15 protein-coding genes are annotated in these 16,602 nt (G+C 64.6%); 7 read left to right on the forward strand and 8 right to left on the reverse strand.

Annotated elements, in window-relative coordinates; translation table 11 throughout:
• Positions 1 to 132 precede the first annotated feature (132 nt).
• Complete coding sequence (locus AArcSl_RS02360; protein ID WP_119814472.1) at positions 133 to 1,752, forward strand: BCCT family transporter; 1,620 nt, start codon at positions 133 to 135, stop codon at positions 1,750 to 1,752.
• Between the two features lie 108 nt (positions 1,753 to 1,860).
• Here AArcSl_RS02360 and AArcSl_RS02365 read toward each other — a convergent pair whose 3' ends face one another.
• Positions 1,861 to 2,298 (reverse strand): universal stress protein, encoded by a 438-nt coding sequence (locus AArcSl_RS02365; RefSeq protein WP_119814475.1) that lies wholly within the window; start codon positions 2,296 to 2,298, stop codon positions 1,861 to 1,863.
• A gap of 242 nt (positions 2,299 to 2,540) precedes the next feature.
• Here AArcSl_RS02365 and ilvA point away from each other — a divergent pair, with 242 nt between their 5' ends.
• On the forward strand, positions 2,541 to 3,776 hold the full coding sequence (gene ilvA / locus AArcSl_RS02370; protein WP_119814478.1) for a threonine ammonia-lyase: 1,236 nt from the start codon (positions 2,541 to 2,543) through the stop codon (positions 3,774 to 3,776).
• Positions 3,777 to 3,808: 32 nt separating this feature from the next.
• Here ilvA and AArcSl_RS02375 read toward each other — a convergent pair whose 3' ends face one another.
• Genes AArcSl_RS02375 through AArcSl_RS02385 form a run of 3 tightly spaced genes read right to left on the reverse strand, consistent with a single transcriptional unit; the run spans position 3,809 to position 6,648 of the window.
• Positions 3,809 to 4,774 carry a cation diffusion facilitator family transporter gene (locus tag AArcSl_RS02375; protein WP_119814481.1) on the reverse strand — a complete coding sequence of 322 codons (966 nt, stop codon included), beginning with the start codon at positions 4,772 to 4,774 and terminating at the stop codon, positions 3,809 to 3,811.
• Positions 4,775 to 4,804: 30 nt separating this feature from the next.
• Positions 4,805 to 5,434, reverse strand: coding sequence for a 5-(carboxyamino)imidazole ribonucleotide mutase (gene purE / locus AArcSl_RS02380; protein WP_119814484.1), 630 nt, complete (start codon positions 5,432 to 5,434; stop codon positions 4,805 to 4,807).
• Entirely contained in the window at positions 5,431 to 6,648 is a 1,218-nt protein-coding gene (locus tag AArcSl_RS02385) for a 5-(carboxyamino)imidazole ribonucleotide synthase (RefSeq protein WP_119814487.1), read from the reverse strand. The genes purE and AArcSl_RS02385 overlap by 4 nt, the downstream gene beginning before the upstream one ends.
• 312 nt (positions 6,649 to 6,960) lie before the next feature.
• Here AArcSl_RS02385 and AArcSl_RS02390 point away from each other — a divergent pair, with 312 nt between their 5' ends.
• Entirely contained in the window at positions 6,961 to 8,706 is a 1,746-nt protein-coding gene (locus AArcSl_RS02390; protein WP_119814490.1) for a BCCT family transporter, read from the forward strand.
• Between the two features lie 346 nt (positions 8,707 to 9,052).
• On the opposite strand, the gene AArcSl_RS02395 is transcribed toward AArcSl_RS02390, so the two are convergent.
• Complete coding sequence (locus AArcSl_RS02395; RefSeq protein WP_119814493.1) at positions 9,053 to 10,870, reverse strand: flippase activity-associated protein Agl23; 1,818 nt, start codon at positions 10,868 to 10,870, stop codon at positions 9,053 to 9,055.
• Between the two features lie 152 nt (positions 10,871 to 11,022).
• On the opposite strand from AArcSl_RS02395, the gene ribH reads away from it, so the two are divergent.
• On the forward strand, positions 11,023 to 11,427 hold the full coding sequence (gene ribH, locus AArcSl_RS02400) for a 6,7-dimethyl-8-ribityllumazine synthase (protein WP_119814496.1): 405 nt from the start codon (positions 11,023 to 11,025) through the stop codon (positions 11,425 to 11,427).
• Positions 11,424 to 12,572 (forward strand): pyridoxal phosphate-dependent aminotransferase, encoded by a 1,149-nt coding sequence (locus AArcSl_RS02405; protein WP_119814500.1) that lies wholly within the window; start codon positions 11,424 to 11,426, stop codon positions 12,570 to 12,572. Before ribH ends, AArcSl_RS02405 begins: the two co-directional genes overlap by 4 nt.
• Positions 12,573 to 12,618: 46 nt before the next feature.
• Here the strand turns inward: AArcSl_RS02405 and AArcSl_RS02410 are convergent, their stop codons facing one another.
• Positions 12,619 to 13,758 (reverse strand): acyl-CoA dehydrogenase family protein, encoded by a 1,140-nt coding sequence (locus AArcSl_RS02410; protein WP_119814503.1) that lies wholly within the window; start codon positions 13,756 to 13,758, stop codon positions 12,619 to 12,621.
• A gap of 120 nt (positions 13,759 to 13,878) precedes the next feature.
• On the opposite strand from AArcSl_RS02410, the gene AArcSl_RS02415 reads away from it, so the two are divergent.
• Positions 13,879 to 14,688 carry an RIO1 family regulatory kinase/ATPase domain-containing protein gene (locus AArcSl_RS02415; RefSeq protein ID WP_119814506.1) on the forward strand — a complete coding sequence of 270 codons (810 nt, stop codon included), beginning with the start codon at positions 13,879 to 13,881 and terminating at the stop codon, positions 14,686 to 14,688.
• Between the two features lie 21 nt (positions 14,689 to 14,709).
• On the opposite strand, the gene AArcSl_RS02420 is transcribed toward AArcSl_RS02415, so the two are convergent.
• Entirely contained in the window at positions 14,710 to 15,723 is a 1,014-nt protein-coding gene (locus AArcSl_RS02420) for an aldo/keto reductase (RefSeq protein WP_119814509.1), read from the reverse strand.
• Between the two features lie 112 nt (positions 15,724 to 15,835).
• Between AArcSl_RS02420 and AArcSl_RS02425 the strand changes: the two genes are divergently transcribed.
• Positions 15,836 to 16,102, forward strand: a complete 267-nt coding sequence (locus AArcSl_RS02425; protein WP_119814512.1) for a hypothetical protein — start codon at positions 15,836 to 15,838, stop codon at positions 16,100 to 16,102.
• A gap of 36 nt (positions 16,103 to 16,138) precedes the next feature.
• Here the strand turns inward: AArcSl_RS02425 and tsaA are convergent, their stop codons facing one another.
• Positions 16,139 to 16,576: a tRNA (N6-threonylcarbamoyladenosine(37)-N6)-methyltransferase TrmO gene (gene tsaA / locus AArcSl_RS02430; RefSeq protein ID WP_119814515.1), complete on the reverse strand. Its 438-nt coding sequence runs from the start codon at positions 16,574 to 16,576 to the stop codon at positions 16,139 to 16,141.
• Between the last annotated feature and the right edge of the window lie 26 nt (positions 16,577 to 16,602).

Raw genomic sequence — 16,602 nt, forward strand, 5'->3', positions numbered from 1 at the left:
GGACAGTCGAACCGTATCGGCAGAAGAAGTCGAAAAATACCGTACGGACCGACGGCAGTTTTATAACAGATCAATGAGTCGTTTGGAAACGACCCTCACATGGGTTCACTGGAACGTAAATAACGATTAAATATGAGTCAACAACAATCGCAAGGCTGGATGGAGAAGTTCACGAGCGAACTGGACTACGTCGTATTCGGTATCGGCGTGGTCGTGGCAGCACTGGCGGTCGCGGCGTTCGTCCTGCGCGAGGAGGCGGCGTCAGCGGCGATGTGGGACGTAAACGACTTCCTGTGGACGAACCTGGGCTGGGCGTACCTGCTCATCATGTTCGTCCTGGTGCTGATGGTCTTCTTCCTGATACTCGGGCCATGGGGGAACATCAGGCTCGGGAAGGAAGACGAAGAACCAGAATTCACGTTCCTGTCGTACTTCGTGATGCTGTACTCGGCAGCGATCGCCGCAGGGATCGTGTTCTGGGGCCCCACGGAGGGCGTCGTCTTCTTCGGTGACCCCTTCGAGCAGGGAATCGGGTACCTCGGCTTCCCAGGAGAGGGTGATGCAGCAGTCGGTGCGATGCAGTACACCTTCTTCCACTGGGGCATCTCGGCGTGGTCGGCCTACGTCGTGATGGCAATCCCGATCGCCTACCTCGCGTACCGGTACGACGCGCCGCTGCGCATTTCGACGGTGATCGCCCCGTGGGTCGGGCTGGACAACCTCGACAGCGTCTGGGCGAAGATCATCGACATCGTCGCAGTGTTCGCCACCATCGGCGGCGTCGCGACGACCCTTGGACTCGTCGGCTCCCAATTCCTCGTGGGGTTGGAGTACGCCTACGGGATCGAGCTGGGCGATATGGGGACGGTCATCACCATCACCGGATTGACCATCGCGTTCACGATCTCGGTGGCGGCCGGGATCCAGAAGGGGATCCGCCGGATATCCTACTTCAACATGGCGCTGTTCGCGCTGTTGATGGTCGTCATCTTCTTCGTCGGCCCGACCAGGTTCATCATGACCACCGGGACCGAAGCGCTCGGCGGCTACATCAACGACTTCATCAACATGAGCCTCTACACCGAGGCATCCATGGTGGATCCGGTTGGCTTCGTCGGCGGCTGGACCGTCTTCTACTGGGCATGGTGGTTCTCGTGGGCGCCGTTCGTCGGGCTGTTCATCGCCCGCATTTCCCGCGGTCGGACGGTCAGGCAGGTCGCCTTTACGGGCGTCTTCGCCGCGACCGGCGTGACCATCCCGTGGTTCGCGACGATGGGCGGCACGTCGATCTACATGGAGATGAACAACATCGCCCCGATCCTCGACGTGTATGCGGACTTCGGCTTCGACGAAGCCGTGGTCGGCTTCCCGATGTTCGAGGCCCTGCCGCTCGGCGGTGTGTTCATGTTCCTGTTCCTGGTGTTGATCACGACGTTCTTCATCACCTCGGCCGACTCGTCGACGCTGGCCCTGGGGATGCTCACCACCGGCGGCGCTGAGAGCCCCTCGACGGTCAACCGCGTCATCTGGGGAGCGCTCATCGGACTGCTGGCCTCGATCTTGATGGTCGTCGGCGGCGTCGACGCGCTGCAGGCCGCAGCGATCATCACCGGCGGACCGTTCGGCCTCATCCTGCTTGTCGCCGTGGTGGCGATGGCCGTCCTGTTCGGGAAGCGGCGTCCGATCTTCATGCAGGAAAGTGACGACTCGCTACCCGGCACGTCGGTGGACTTCGTCGAATCCGACGACTGACCGACGCAACCGCGTTTTCCGGTTTTTTTTTCATTCGCCGTCAGCCACGGCTCCCGACGAGTACGTATCGATTGACCGAAAGAAACCGAAATCGAACGCGGCCCGTTACTAGAGCTTCGGTCGGCGGATCGTCACGACCGGCACGTTCGACGTGCGGACGACCTTCTCCGTGACGTTGCCGAGGAGGTAATCTTCGATCCCGCTGCGGCCCCGAGTCCCCATCACGATCGCGTCGATCGCGTTCTCGTCGGCGAAATCGACGATTTCCTCGTAGGGCTTGCCCTTACGAATCGCGGTTTCCGCCGTGAGGCCCGCCTCCTCGGCCCTCTCGGCGATCCGGCCGGTGAGTTCCTCGCCGTACTCCTCCATCTCGTCCATCGACGCGGCCTGTTGCATCGACTTCGATGGAAGCCCACTCACCTGAGACTCGATGACGTACAGGACACAGACGTCGGCGCCGAGATCCTCGGCGAGATCGAGACCGTGTTGTGCGGCTGCTTCGGCTTCGTCGCTACCGTCCGTCGGGATCAGGATCTGCTCGTACATGTGTAAGTTGCCTCCGTGACAGGTGTAATGTCTAACGGAGGTTATAAAATTCTTTGTGTGAAGAGTTGAGCCCGGTAAGTCCCTCCCGAGAAAACTCGGCGAATAGCAAATTTTCTCCCGGACGCGTTCTACGTCGAGACGGACGTGGGGCGACCTGTGTCGTCACCGGTGCACTTATACTACGGTCGGCACGAGTAGCGTCCGTTCGGATCGACGATACACGACAGACGATCACGCGAACGATGACAGGAGACAACACGCGAGTACGGTACGAGGACATCGAGCGGGCCAACGAACGGCTCGACGATCCGACAGTGGTAAAGCGGACGCCGGTCGAGCAGAGCACCTCGCTTGGAGCGGTGGTCGATGCAACCGTCCACCTCAAGATGGAGCACCTCCAGTGGACGGGGTCGTTCAAGACCAGGGGCGCATTCAACAAGATCTCACGGGCCGTCGAGGAGGGCACGAAGGAATTCGTCGCCGCCAGCGCCGGCAACCACGCGCAAGGCGTCGCACTCGCCGCGACCAAGTGTGGTGCGGATTCGACGATCGTGATGCCCCGAAACGCCCCCCAGGCGAAGATCGACGCCACCCGGGAGTACGGCGCGACCGTCGAACTTGTCGGCCAGGACTTCCAGGAGGCGATGACCCACGCGAAATCGCTCGCAGGAGACGGCGACGTCGAGTTCGTCCACGCCTACGACGATCCGGACATCGTCGCCGGCCAGGGAACCCTCGGCATGGAGATGTACGACGATCTCCCGGACGTCGACACCGTCGTCGTTCCGATCGGCGGCGGCGGACTGATAAGCGGGATCGCCGTGGCGTTCGACCACCTCGCACCGGACACCCGGATCGTCGGCGTGCAGGCGACCGGGGCGGAGACGGTCCACGAGAGTCTGGACAAGGGAATGCCAGTCACCCTCGGGGAGGTGAACACGATCGCCGACGGGATCGCGACTGGCGGGATCTCCGATCTCACGCTGGGGCTCATCGAGGAACACGTCGACGAAATCGTCACCGTAACTGACGAAGAGATCGCGAAGGCGATCCTGCTCCTGTTAGAGCGGGCAAAACAGGTCGTCGAAGGTGCCGGGGCGGCGTCGGTCGCGGCGCTTCTGGGCGATCAGCTCGACGTCGAGGGCGAGACGGTGATGCCGCTTCTGTGCGGGGGCAACCTCGATATGACGATGCTGCGGACGGTGCTCGTTCACGCGATGACCGAGCGCAGACAGCTGCTCGACCTCCGGGTCAAGATCGACGATCAGATCGGCGTGATGGAGGAGCTGTCGGGGATTCTCGCCAACCAGGGGGCGAATATCCACAACGTCCGCCACGACCGGTCGGTCCAGGACCTGGCAGTCGGCGAGGCGTATCTGGTCTTCGAAGTCGAGACCAGCGGGACCGAACACGCCAGCGCGATCGTGGAGGCGATCGAATCGGCCGGCTACCCGGTCACGGACGTTACCCGGAGCTGAGACGGCTCAAAAAACGGCTGCCGGTCTGCCGATCACCGGCTCTCCTTCCACTCGCCGATCCCGCCCGGATCGAGGTGAACGTGGACGTCGCCGACGCCCGCGATCGCACCGACGTCCTCCATCAGCACGGTTTCGACGTCGTGTGCCTCCCGCAGCGTCAGGTCGCCGTCGACCTCGACGTGAACCTCCACCTCGAGGGCGGTCCCGTCGTAGTACACCGCCAGGTCGTGGATGCCGTTGACCGCCGGATGCGACCGGAGCCGCTCCTCGATCTCGGCTCGCTGATCGACGTCCGGTGCTGCACCGACGAGATAACCAACGTTCTCGCGGGCGATTTCGACGCCCTGGTAGATCACGAGACCACTCACGAACGCCCCCGCGAGCGGATCGAGCCGCGGAACCTCCAAGAGCACGCCGAGAACACCCACGAGCGCGGCGATCGAGGTGTAGATATCGTTCCGACAGTCGACCGCAAGTGCCGCCAGCGCGGTCGACCCGATGTCGGCGTTCACCAGATCCGTGTACCGGTACACGAGGTACATGTCGACGATCGCGAACGCGAGTGCCCCGACGAGAAGCCAACTGAACTGGACGTCCGTCCCGAACAACAGCCCCCGCGCCGACTCGTACAGCAAGGTACCCCCCAGGAGAACGATCACCGCACCGACGAACAGCGCCGTGAGCGGTTCGATCCGCTGGTGGCCGTGAGGGTGTGACGTGTCGGGTTCGTCGTACCGACGGCTCCCCCAGACGAACACGACGATCGAGGCAACGAGATCCGCGATCGAATGGGCTGCGTCGGCGACCAGTGCCGCGGAGCCGAACGCCAGTCCGGCGGCACCCTCGACGACGATCTTCGCCGCGTTGCCGAGAACGTTGACGAGGGAGGCCCGCTGGAACCGACCTCTTTCCCCGTCGACGTCGACCGTTCCGTCCCCGTCGACGTCGACCGTTCCGTCCCCGTCGACGTCGACCGTTCCGTCCCCGGCGCCGTCCATAGGGGTACTGTCCGGCGCGTCGTATTTAAATCACTCCGACCGGTCGGCGTCCCACTGCCGAAACCCCTCGATTCCGCGGTCGTGCAACGCCGCCGAGACCTCTCCGACGCCGTCGACGAGGCCCTCGTGATACTCGACCAGCCGGTCCTCGATCTCGGGATGTTTCCGGGCGAGTATCTGGGCCGCCGACAGCGCCGCGTTGAACGACTTGCCGGCGTCGACGGCGGTGATCGGCGCGCCGGTTGGCATTCCGATAACCGAGGCGACGGATTTCTCCTGGACCGGGACGCCGATCACCGGAAGCGGGTACGCGATGGAGGCAGTCATGTTCGGCAGGTCCGCCGATTTTCCGCCCGCGCCGGCGATGACCACCTCGAGCCCGCGATCCCGGGCGGTCTCCCCGTAGGCGTACATGAGATCCGGGGTGCGGTGGGCCGAAACGACGTAGCTCTCGAAGGAGAACCGCGCGTCCGGCGGATCGGCGAAGTCGGTCTGCTCTTCGAACCCGAGTTCGAACAGCGCCTCGTAGGCGCCCTCCATCGTCGGCAGGTCCGAGTCCGACCCCATGATGATCCCGACGTCTGGGGTCGTCTCCGGGTCCCGACGCTGGTTCGCCTCCGATTCGAGCCGATCGATGAGTTGTTGAACGCGTTCGCTCATTGTTCCTCCCCGGGCCGATCGTCGACCGTTCCCTGCTTAAAGGTGAGCCCGTCGCGGAGCAGCCGGGCGCGTTCGAGTACCTCGGGGGCAGCCTCTCCGTCGACGTCTGCGCCCCCATCCACGTCGTGAGTCCGTCCGGTGACGGCGAGATGGCCCATCTTTCGGAGCGGGCGAACCTCGCGTTTCCCGTACCAGTGGAGGTGGGCGTTCGGCGCCGAGAGGACCGATTCGACGCCCGAAAGCGTCGCCACCGTCGTCTCCTCGACGTCGCCAAGCAGGTTCGCGATCGCCGTCGGGCACCGGTGGGTGGTCTCGCCCAGCGGCCAGCCGAGCGTCGCCCTGACGTGCGTTTCGAACTGCGAGCAGGTCGCCCCCTCGATCGTCCAGTGGCCGGAGTTGTGGGGGCGGGGGGCGATCTCGTTTACGAGCACCTCCCCCTCCCGGGTCTCGAACAGTTCGATCCCGTAGACGCCACGCCCGTCGAGTTCTGCGAGGACGTCGCGTGCGACCGCCTGTGCGCGCTCGCGGACAACCTCGCCCGCCCGAGCCGGCGTCACCGTCTCCCGGAGGATCTCCTCGCGGTGGATCGTCTCGGTCGTTGGGTAGGTCCGGACCGCCCCGTCGCCTTTCACGCCGATCACGGCGAGTTCGCGCTCGAAGTCGAGGAACTCCTCGGCCATAGCGTCGCCGCCGATAGCGTCGAACGCCTGCCCGGCCGCCTCGGCCGTCGCGACCGGGACGTTCCCCCGGCCGTCGTATCCCCCCTTCCGGGCTTTCAACATCACGCCGTCGTGTCGTTCGACCGTCCGACGCACCGCTTTTGCGTCCTCGACCCGTTCGAACTCCGGCACCGGAATCCCCGCCGCCGCGAGCGTCTCCTTTTGAACGAGCTTGTCCTGGATCGTCCGTAACGTCGACGGATCCGGCTGGATCGGGACGCCGGTTTCCTCACGGACCGCATCGAGGAGGTCCGGATCCGCGAGTTCGATCTCGAAGGTCAGGAGGTCCCCGCGTTCCGCGAGTTCCCGCACCCCCTCGGGATCGTCGAAGTCGGCGACGATCTGGTCGCGCGCCACCGGCGCCGCAGGACAGTCGGGCGTCGGATCGAGAACGATCACCTCGACGCCCAGCGGGGCGGCCGCCTCCGCCAGCATCCGACCGAGCTGTCCACCGCCGACGACCCCGAGCGTCGGTCCCGGTAGTGTCAGTGTCACGGCCGGAGGTTGTAGACGATCCTGCATAAGTATTCCCACTCATAAAGAAATAGTTGCACTGTCGTGTGTATTCTCGGGCGGTGCCGGGGTCGAACGCCGACACGGAGATAGAAGGATTCAAAACTTCCGGTCGGAAACATCCGTAACGGGCCGGACAACGAGACAGCGGGCCGGCAGCCGATTCGCGGGTCGATAGCCGCCGAAAGCGCCGCGGCAGCGGTGCGTCCGACGATCGACAGGAGAAGGTTCCATGAAACCGAGCATTACCGATACGTTCGACCGGGAAACCGATCACCCGCTGGAGGGGCGAAAATGACCGACGACGACAGGATCGAGGGAATCAGACACCTCTTCACCGCCGATACCGATCACGAACCGGGGGAAGACAACGTCGAACGGCTGGGATTCGACGTCCATCCCTACGTCTTCTTCATCTCCGGGTTCGTCATCGTGGCGTTCGTCCTCCTTTCGGTGCTGTTCACCGAGCAGGCGGACGCAGCCTACGAGTGGGCGTTCGAGTCGATCAACCACTACTTCAACTGGTTTTACGTGATCGCCGCGAATCTCATCGTCGCGGCGGTGGTGTACTTCGCGTTGAGTCGCTTTGGCGACATCCGAATCGGCGGCGTCGACGCCGAAAAGGAGTTCAGCGACATCTCCTGGCTGGCGATGCTGTTCAGCGCCGGGATGGGGATCGGCCTGATGTTCTTCAGCGTGGCCGAACCCCTGTGGCACTTCGACGATCCGCTGTTCGGCGTCGAGAGCCAGTCGGAGGCAGCAGCCCAGATGGCGATGGTGGTCACGTACTTCCACTGGGGCTTTCACCCGTGGGCGATCTACGGACTGGTCGGGCTCAGCCTGGCGTTTTTCATGTACAACAAGGGGCTGCCGCTCACGTTCCGGTCGGTGTTCTGGCCGGTGTTGGGCGAGCGGATCTACGGCTGGCCCGGCCACCTCATCGACGTGTTGACCGTCTTCGCGACGCTGTTTGGCATCACCACGTCGCTCGGTCTCGGGGCCCAGCAGATCAACGCTGGCCTCTCATTCCTGGGGGAAGAGGTCCTGGGTACCACCATTCCGGTGGCGACGCCGATCCAGCTGGTGATCATCACCGTCATCACGACGATCACCGTCGTCTCCGTGCTCGTCGGGCTGGAAAAGGGAATGCGCCGGCTCAGCAACCTCAACATCGCGCTGATCCTCGTGATGATGGCGCTCGTGCTTCTCATCGGGCCGGCGCTGTTCGTCGTCTCGCTGTTCCCCCAGGCGCTGGGATCGTATCTGGGCCAGTTCTTCGAACTGTCGGCGTTCACCAACTCCTTCGGGAACGTCCCCTACGAGGGCTGGCAGGGCTCCTGGACCATCTTCTACTGGGGCTGGTGGATCGCGTGGTCCCCCTTCGTCGGGATGTTCATCGCGCGCATCTCCCGGGGCCGGACCGTCCGCGAATTCGTCTTCGGCGTGCTGTTCGTCCCGGCGCTGTTCTCCTTCACCTGGATGGCAACGCTCGGAGGGACCGCACTTCACTTCGAGCTGTTCACCGAATCGACGATCGTGGAGACAGTCACTACCCAGGGTGAGGAGGTCGCCATGTTCGAACTGTTCACGATGCTGCCGCTGACGCTCGTGTTGTCCGTGCTGGCGGTCGTGCTCGTGACGACGTTTTTCGTCACCTCCGCCGATTCCGGATCGATGGTGCTTGGCCACCTCAGCTCCGGTGGCAAACACGATTCCCCCAGGAACCAGCGCGTCTCCTGGGCGATCGCCGAGGGGGCGATCGCGTCCGTGCTGCTGCTCGGCGGGGGATTGACTGCGCTACAAACCGCTTCGATCACTGCCGGACTCCCCTTCGCACTCGTGTTGTTGTTCATGGCGGTGTCGCTGAAACAGGGTCTCGAGGAGGAGTACCAGGTACTCAACTCCGAGGAGTTCGATAGGCTGATCGAGGAACTGGAAGAGTCCGGAGAGATCGAGGTCGACCGTGCCGGCGGTACCGTGGTGACCGAACTGGAGCCGATCGGCGACCGGGAGGATGACGTCCAGCCAGGGACAGACTGAACGAAGAGATGGATCGGATGGAGCAACCTCCGGTTCCGAATCCGTCGCGAAAAGGGAAACAGATAACTCAGCTATATATTCTGTTGTTGTTAACTTTTGTCCAAGCTTTCGGGGTTCGCGCTGATACTCTACCGAAACACAGTTCGGATTATCCCGTATATCGTCGTGAAATATCCCCAAAAATCGTGTGTAATCCAATATTTGTAAAATTTTGAGAGTGTAGTTCGAAAGATATCTTACCCGCTCTCAGCTCCTCGAAATGGAACGACTCGTATTTAAATACAACTGATTGCTTATGATACATCAAAGTAGATATTCTTTCGATACTTCTGTCAGTCTGTGAAAGTCAGGAGGGAACCGGCCGATCGGCAGCGGCCAGCGCGTCTTCCTCGAGGAAGATCGCGATCCGAAAGCCCCACAGCCTGGCCTCGTGTTCGCGGACGACGTAGCCGTCGAGGTGTGGGGAAAGCGCCTCGCGGTCCTCGGCGACGGCGATCAAGACCGGCGGCGCACCGTCGGCGACGTCGGCGGGGTCGGTCCCGGGAGCGCTGCTGTCCACGTCGGCGCCGGCACGTTCGAGATACCACGGCAGCGGGAGTCGGTCGTACCACCCGGCTCCGGCGGGTTTCTGGTCGTTGTCGGACTCGTCTTCGACGTAGAACGTCATCCCGCGGGCGGAGTGGTCTGCACCGACAAACAGCACGTCCGGATCGTCGTCGTGGACGGCGACGATCGCCTCGACGTCGTCGAGCGACTCCCGGAGGTCGTTTTGCGGCTGGGCGAACTGGACGAGCTCCGTGTGATCCGGGTTCGTGGAGTTCCAGTAGGTCGCCGTCGGGAGGAGTACCCCGGCGAGAGCACCGACGAGCAGGAGGCCAGCAAGCGCGACAGCGACCGCGTCGCCCGAGATAATCCGACCGGATCCACCCCGGAGTCGATCCCGGAGCGCCGCCACGTCGATCCCCGCGAGGAACTGCCGGGCGACGAACGCGACGCCGACGGCGGCAGGAATCGACAGGGGGACGACGACGTGCGTCGCTGTCCAGCCGGCCTCGATGTCAGTCGCCGCGGGATAGCCGACGAAACTCGCGACGCCCCAGTAGAAACAGAACGCGACGAACAGGCGGTTCCGGCCATCGAACGTGTCGACGACCATCCCGACTACGGCGAACACCGAGACGACAGCCGCGGCGTTGGCCATCGTCGAGGCCAGCCCGAAGGCGTACTCGAGGTAGTCGTGCTCCTGCATGTCGCCGGTCAGCCAGAGGTCGACGAGTTCGCGAGCGCTCCCGACGGTCGCCTCGTAGAACACGCCCGACAGAAGCGACGGGTCCGAAAGCGCCCCCCACAGTGCCGGCCGCGGGGCGAAAAACCAGACGATCACCGCAAGGAACGTGAGCGCTATCCCGGCCCCGTGGGCGACGGTCCAGGCGACGGTTCGCCGGCGCGACGCCGGCTGCGGCTGTGTGGCGCCGATCTCGCCGGCTGCGGCCAGCCGCAGGGTCCCCCAGACGTCAGCTCCCCACCCGCGGATGGCGGTTCCGACCGGCCGACCCTGCTTGCGAGCCCGAACGAACAGGTGATCCACGATCAGCGCCGTCGCGCCGGCATAACAGAGCAGATACAGCAGTGCGTTCCCCTTCGTCGTGAACGCAAGCGCGACCAACGCGGCGGCCGGGTACAGCCGACGGATGTCCCGGGTCGACAGCGCCCGGATCGCGAATCCGAGCGCGAACACGGAAAACGCCGCCACGAGGATGTCGTTGCGCATGAACCGTCCGTAGTAGACGAGCACCGGGTTACCGGCGAGCAGGATCCCCAGCGCGATCACCTCGAAGTCGTCCAGGTGATCGCGAAACAGCCACGCCGCAAGCGGCAGCAGGCCACCGACGACGGCGACGATCAGCCGGGCGACGGCGTCGGTCGGCCCCAGCAGGTCGAAGACCGTCGAGTTCACTAGCGGGAGGAACGGCCCGTGGATGATCGGGTTGTACTCGAAGATCCCCGAGTCGGCGTACCGGAGCGTCCAGTAGCCCACGCGGCCCTCGTCCCAGTGAAACACGCGGGTTCCGAGGCCGACGAACCGGACGAACAGCGCTGCCGCCGCGACGACACACAGCGAGAGGAGCGTCCGGTCGACCTCGCGGAGCCGTTCGGGGCGCATGTCCGGAAATCCGCCCGGGGGAATACAACTTTTGTGTTCCGTGTCGACCACGGCATCGGGGATCAGTCCTCGTTCGCGAGGGGAAATCCCAGCGAGTGGGAGAACCTGACGGGAACGGTAGTTCTATGATCGGTGGACTTCCTCGTTCGGACATGGTAACGCTCGGCCTCGTGGTAGCACAGTTTAACTCGGAAGTGACCGAAGAGATGGAGACAGAGGCGCTCGCGGCCGCACAGGAACGCGGCGCGACCGTCGCGGAAACGGTGCACGTTCCCGGCGTGTACGACTCTCCGCTGGCTGCAGACCGGCTCGCGCGCCGGGACGCGGTCGACGCGGTGGCCGTCGTGGGCGCGATCGTCACCGGCGATACCGATCACGATCGGGTGATCGCCGACGCGACCGCCCAGGGACTCACGCAGGTGAGCCTGGACCGCGACACGCCGATTACCTTCGGCGTCAGCGGCCCGGGAATGTCCGGCGCCGAGGCGAGAGAGCGGACCGACAAGGGCGCTGAAGCCGTCAACGCCGCCGTCGACATGGTGGGGGTGGCAGCATGAGCGACGAGTTCGCCGCCCGCGTCGAACGCGTCGAACCCAGCGCGACGCTCGCAGTGTCGAACCTCGCGTCCGAACTGGAGGCGGACGGCGCCGACGTCGTCGACCTCTCAGTGGGTGAACCGGACTTCGACACCCCCGACAACATCGTCGAGGCGGGAAAAGCCGCCATGGACGCCGGGCACACCGGCTACACGCCGTCGAGTGGCATCCCGGAGCTGAAGTCGGCGATCGTCGACAAGTTGACCGGCCAGGGGATCGACTGCGGCCCCGAGAACCTCATCGTCACCCCAGGCGCGAAACAGGCGCTGTACGAGACGTTCCAGACCGTCGTCGACGACGGCGACGAGGTCGTCCTGCTCGACCCGGCGTGGGTCTCCTACGAGGCGATGGCGAAGATGGCCGGCGGCTCGCTCGACCGCGTCGACCTCGCGGCCCACGACTTCCAGCTCGAACCGGCGCTGGATGAACTCGGGCAGGCGGTCTCGGACGACACCGAACTGCTCGTGGTCAACTCTCCGTCGAACCCCACCGGCGCAGTGTACTCCGACGCCGCCCTCGAAGGGGTTCGCGACCTCGCAGTCGAGCACGACGTGACGGTGATCTCCGACGAGATCTACGAGCAGGTCACCTACGACGCGGATCCGACGCCGCTCGCGACGATCGACGGGATGGAAGACCGGACGGTGACGATCAACGGCTTCTCGAAGGCGTACTCGATGACCGGCTGGCGGCTCGGCTACCTGTGTGCCCCCGAGGAGCTGATCGCGCAGGCGGGCAAGCTCCACTCCCACTCGGTGTCGTGTGCGGTGAACTTCGTCCAGCACGCCGGGATCGAGGCGCTCGAGGACACCGACGACGCGGTCGAGGAGATGGTGGCGGCGTTCCGGAGCCGGCGCGACCTGCTCGTGGACCTGTTCGACGACCACGGCGTCGACGTCGCCGTCCCCGACGGGGCCTTTTATATGATGCTGCCCGTCGACGACGACGACCAGTCGTGGTGCATGGATGCCCTCGAGGACGCCCACGTGGCGACGGTGCCCGGCGGGGCGTTCAACGCGCCCGGCTACGCGCGGATCTCGTATGCCGCGAGCGAAACGCGGCTGCGGGAGGCGGTCGACCGGCTGGCAGCGGGCGGCTTCATTTAAGGTTGGATCCGTCTCCCCGTACTCACCCCGGAACTCCTCCGAGCAATTACAAGCCGAGTTCCCGTCCGATCACAAGGTGCTGGATCTCGCTTGTCCCTTCGCCGATCTCCATCAGCTTCGCGTCCCGGTAGAACCGCTGTGGAGCGAACTCCTCGGTGTAGCCGTACCCGCCCAGCACCTGCACCGCGTCCTCGGCGACCTCCCGGGCGGCCTCGCTGGCGTCGAGCTTCGCCAGCGCCGACTCGCGGGTGACCCGCTCGCCGCGGTCGTATTTCGAGGCTGCACGGCGGGTGAGCAGCCTCGCGCGCTCGGTCTTGCGGTGCATGTCGACCAGCTTGTCCCGGATCGCGTCGAACTCGCTGATCGGCTGGCCGAACTGCTCACGCTCCAGGGCGTACTCCTTCGCGGCCTCGAAGGCGCCCTGTGCGAGCCCGGTCGATAGCGCCGCGATGGAGATCCGACCGCCGTCGAGCGTCTTCATCGTCTGTTTCCATCCCTCGCCCGTCTCGCCGAGCAGGCGGTTCTCGGGGAGCCGGACGCCGTCGAACGTGATCTCGCAGGTGGGCGAGGAGTTGAGCCCCATCTTCTCCCAGACTGTCGTCACCTCGAAGCCGTCGTCGTCGGGCGAAACGATGAACGTCGAGATCCCGTCGTATCCCGCCCCGGGGTCGGTGACCGCCTTCACGAGCACGCTGTTTGCGACGTTGGCGTTGGTGATGAACTGCTTCGTGCCGTTCAGTACCCACTCGTCGCCCTCCTTCCGGGCGGTCGTGTCCATGTCGGAGGCGTCGGATCCCGAGCCGGGTTCGGTGAGCGCCCACGCGCCCAGCTTCTCGCCCGACGCCAGCGGCTCGAGCCACTCGCGTTTCTGCGCGTCGGTGCCGAACAGTTCGATCGGCTTGCTGCCGAGCGAGACGTGGGCCGCATACGACAGCCCGATCCCGCCCGAGACGCGTCCCAGTTCCTCGGTCACGAGCGCGTACATGAGCTGGTCGCCGCCGAGTCCGCCGTACTCCTCGTCGATCGGAACTCCCATTACGTCGAGCTCTCCCAACTGCTCGAATATCTCGGCCGGGAACCGGTGCTCGTCCTCGATCTCCCCTGCGATCGGCTCGATCTCCGCTTCGCAAAACTCCCTGACGGTGTCGCGGATCATCCGGTGTTCCGCCGGCAGCTCGAAGTCCATACGTTCACGTTCGAGTCCGGGCGCATAAATAGTCCGAACGATCGTGACAGATCGCCGGTCGTCGCGACCCCTCCATCGTTCGGTGCGATTTATAACTTCCGAGCACGTCGTACGCACGTGATGGAACTTCGCCGCCTGGTTCGTGGCCGCCTCGACTGGCCGCGGCTGGAGGCGGTCGCGATGGAGCTTGCAAAGCGGTACGACCGCGACTGCGTGCACGTCAGGTTCCTGGAGGCGGACAACTGGCTCTCGACGCCGATGGTGCTCGACGAGGACCTGTTCGTGAAGGTCATCTCCCGACAGAACACCCTCGTGCACACCCTGTTTACGACCGGACGGAACCTGGGGGCGTTCTCGGCCGGGACGGAGGGGTTCTTCGAACGGTTCAAGACACCCTACGAGATGGCGGAACACGAACTCGAGGCGACCCGGCAGATGCGCGAGCTGGGGATCAACGCACCCGAGCCGATCGAGGCCGTCGAGATCGACGGCCTCGGCGTGGTGGTGCTGGAGTACCTCCCGGAGTTTCGGTCGCTCGACCAGCTCGACGGCAAGGAAGCACGGGACGCCGCAGTGCAGCTGTTCGACTCGCTGTGGACGCTTCACGACGCGGGGCTTGCACACGGGGACCTCAGGGCGGAGAACGTGCTCGTGCTCGAGGGAGAGGTGTACTTCATCGACGCGACGAACGTCAGCGCCGACGCCCGCGAGGACGCCCGGGCGTACGACCTCGCGAGCGCGCTGGCGGCGCTGGAGCCGGTCGTCGGGCCCCGGGAAACGATCGACGCCGCGTTGTCCGCCTACTCGACGGACGAACTGCTCGCGGCGCGGCGGTTCCTGGACTTCGTTGCGATCCGGCCCGACCACGAGTTCGACACGACGGCCCTGAAAGGGGAGCTCGAAAAACGGGCGGATGGGACGCCGGGATAACGTGGGCGAACGCGCGATCGACTAGAGACCGTCGTACGGCCCGGCCTTCGCCTCGGTGAGCCGGTCGACCTGCTCATCGCTGAGGTCGATCGTCGCCGCCGCGAGGTTCTCGGTCAGCTGCTCGACCGTGCGGGCGCCCACGATCGGCGCCGTGACGCCCTCGCGGTGGATCAGCCACGCGAGCGCGACCTGGGCCGGCGTGGCGTCGACCTCCTCGGCGACGGCGTCGAGTTCCTCGTGGAGATCGAAGTTCTCGTCGGTGAGGTACGCCTCCCGAAACCGGCTCGATTCCGCCACCCGGGAGTCGCCCTCGAGGCCGTCCTCGCGGCTGTACTTGCCGGTCAAAAATCCCTGGCCGAGCGGGCTCCACGGACAGACCGCGAGCCCGCGCTGTCTGGCCATCTCGAGGTAGTCGCCCTCGATCTCCCGATCGACGAGATTGTACCGGGGCTGCAGCACGGTAAACGGCTCCCAGCCTTCGCTGTCGGCGATCGCGTTCGCCCGGGCGACCTTCCAGGCGTTCGGTCGCATCGTCGAGGCGCCCAGGTAGTGGACCTTGCCCGACTCTATGAGGCCGTTCAGCGTTTTCATCAGCTCGCGGGTGGTCGTGGCGTCGTCCCACCGGTGGATGTACAGCACGTCGACGTAGTCGGTGTCGAGCCGGTCCAGCAGGGCGTCGATCCGGTGGCGGATGTTCTTCCGGTTGGTTCCCCCGCTGTTGGGATCGCCCTCGCGGATCTGCCAGTAAATCTTGGAGGCGACCGTGAACCGCTCGCGGTCGCGACCGTCGAGCCACTCGCCGATCCACCGCTCGCTGTCGCCGCCGCCGTAGACGTCGGCGGTGTCGATGTACCGGCCGCCGGCGGCCTCGTAGGCGTCGAGCAGCTCTTTTGCGCGCGCCTCGCCGATCTCCACGTTCCCTTCTTCGGTCTCTTTGCCGAACCGCCAGGTGCCGAACTGCAGTTCGCTGGTGTGGAGGCCGGTTCGGCCGAGCGGGACGAAGTCGAGATCGATCTCTTCGGAGGATCGTGCCATCGGTGTACTGTTGGTGGGTTCGGGGAAAAACCTGTAGCAACCGGAAACCCCCGGCGGAATGGACAGACGAAAGCCGCCTACGTTTATAAGTGCTCATCAAGTACAAACGTGTATGGAACCGGGTCGGTTCGTGAGTTACGTGTTCGTCTACCTGGGCATCCTGTGGCTCGTCGAGTACGCCGTCTTCTACCCGCTCCAGTTCGGGTTCCCCGACGTGATGTATCTGGGTGGCGGGATCTTCTTCACCTGGTTCGGCCTGTACAGGCGGCTGAAGCCCGAGACTCACGAGAAACACCCGAAAGAACACGGGATCGAATCGTACGGGTTCGCCCTCATCGCACTCGTGTTGACGGTGATCTTCCTGCTGCAGTTGCTGTGAGCGCTCGCGAGACTCACCGTCTCACGGTCTCCGCGATCAGTCGCCCATCCACCCGATCTCCAGATCGTCCAGATCCGTCATTTTCGGAGCGTACGGTTTGATATCGAGGATCGGCGTCCCGTCCGCGAGATCGAGGTTCGAAACCGTCAGCTCCGTGCCGGATAGTTCAACCAGTTCCACGACGGACGTTCCGATCGGGTTCGGGCGCACCGTCCCCGACGTGGCGAAGATTCCAACCTCCCCCCGCGAGGCGATCGGCGTGACCCGAAGGCGAGTTTCCGCGACCTCGTGGAGATGCGAGACCAGGACGACGTGTGAAAACTCCTCCAGCCCCTTCAGGCCGGCTTCGTACTCGGGTTTCAGGTGAACCGTCCCGGTGGCGTCGACGAACTCGTCGGACGGCCGCGGGACCTCCTCCGGCTTCGAGAACGGCGATTCGACGACGCCGATCGGATCGTACGTTACCGGTTCCATACTGGAGAAAAACCACGAGGGAGGTA

Origin of the sequence: Halalkaliarchaeum desulfuricum (genome assembly GCF_002952775.1) — an archaeon.
In the GTDB taxonomy this organism is placed as follows: domain Archaea; phylum Halobacteriota; class Halobacteria; order Halobacteriales; family Haloferacaceae; genus Halalkaliarchaeum; species Halalkaliarchaeum desulfuricum.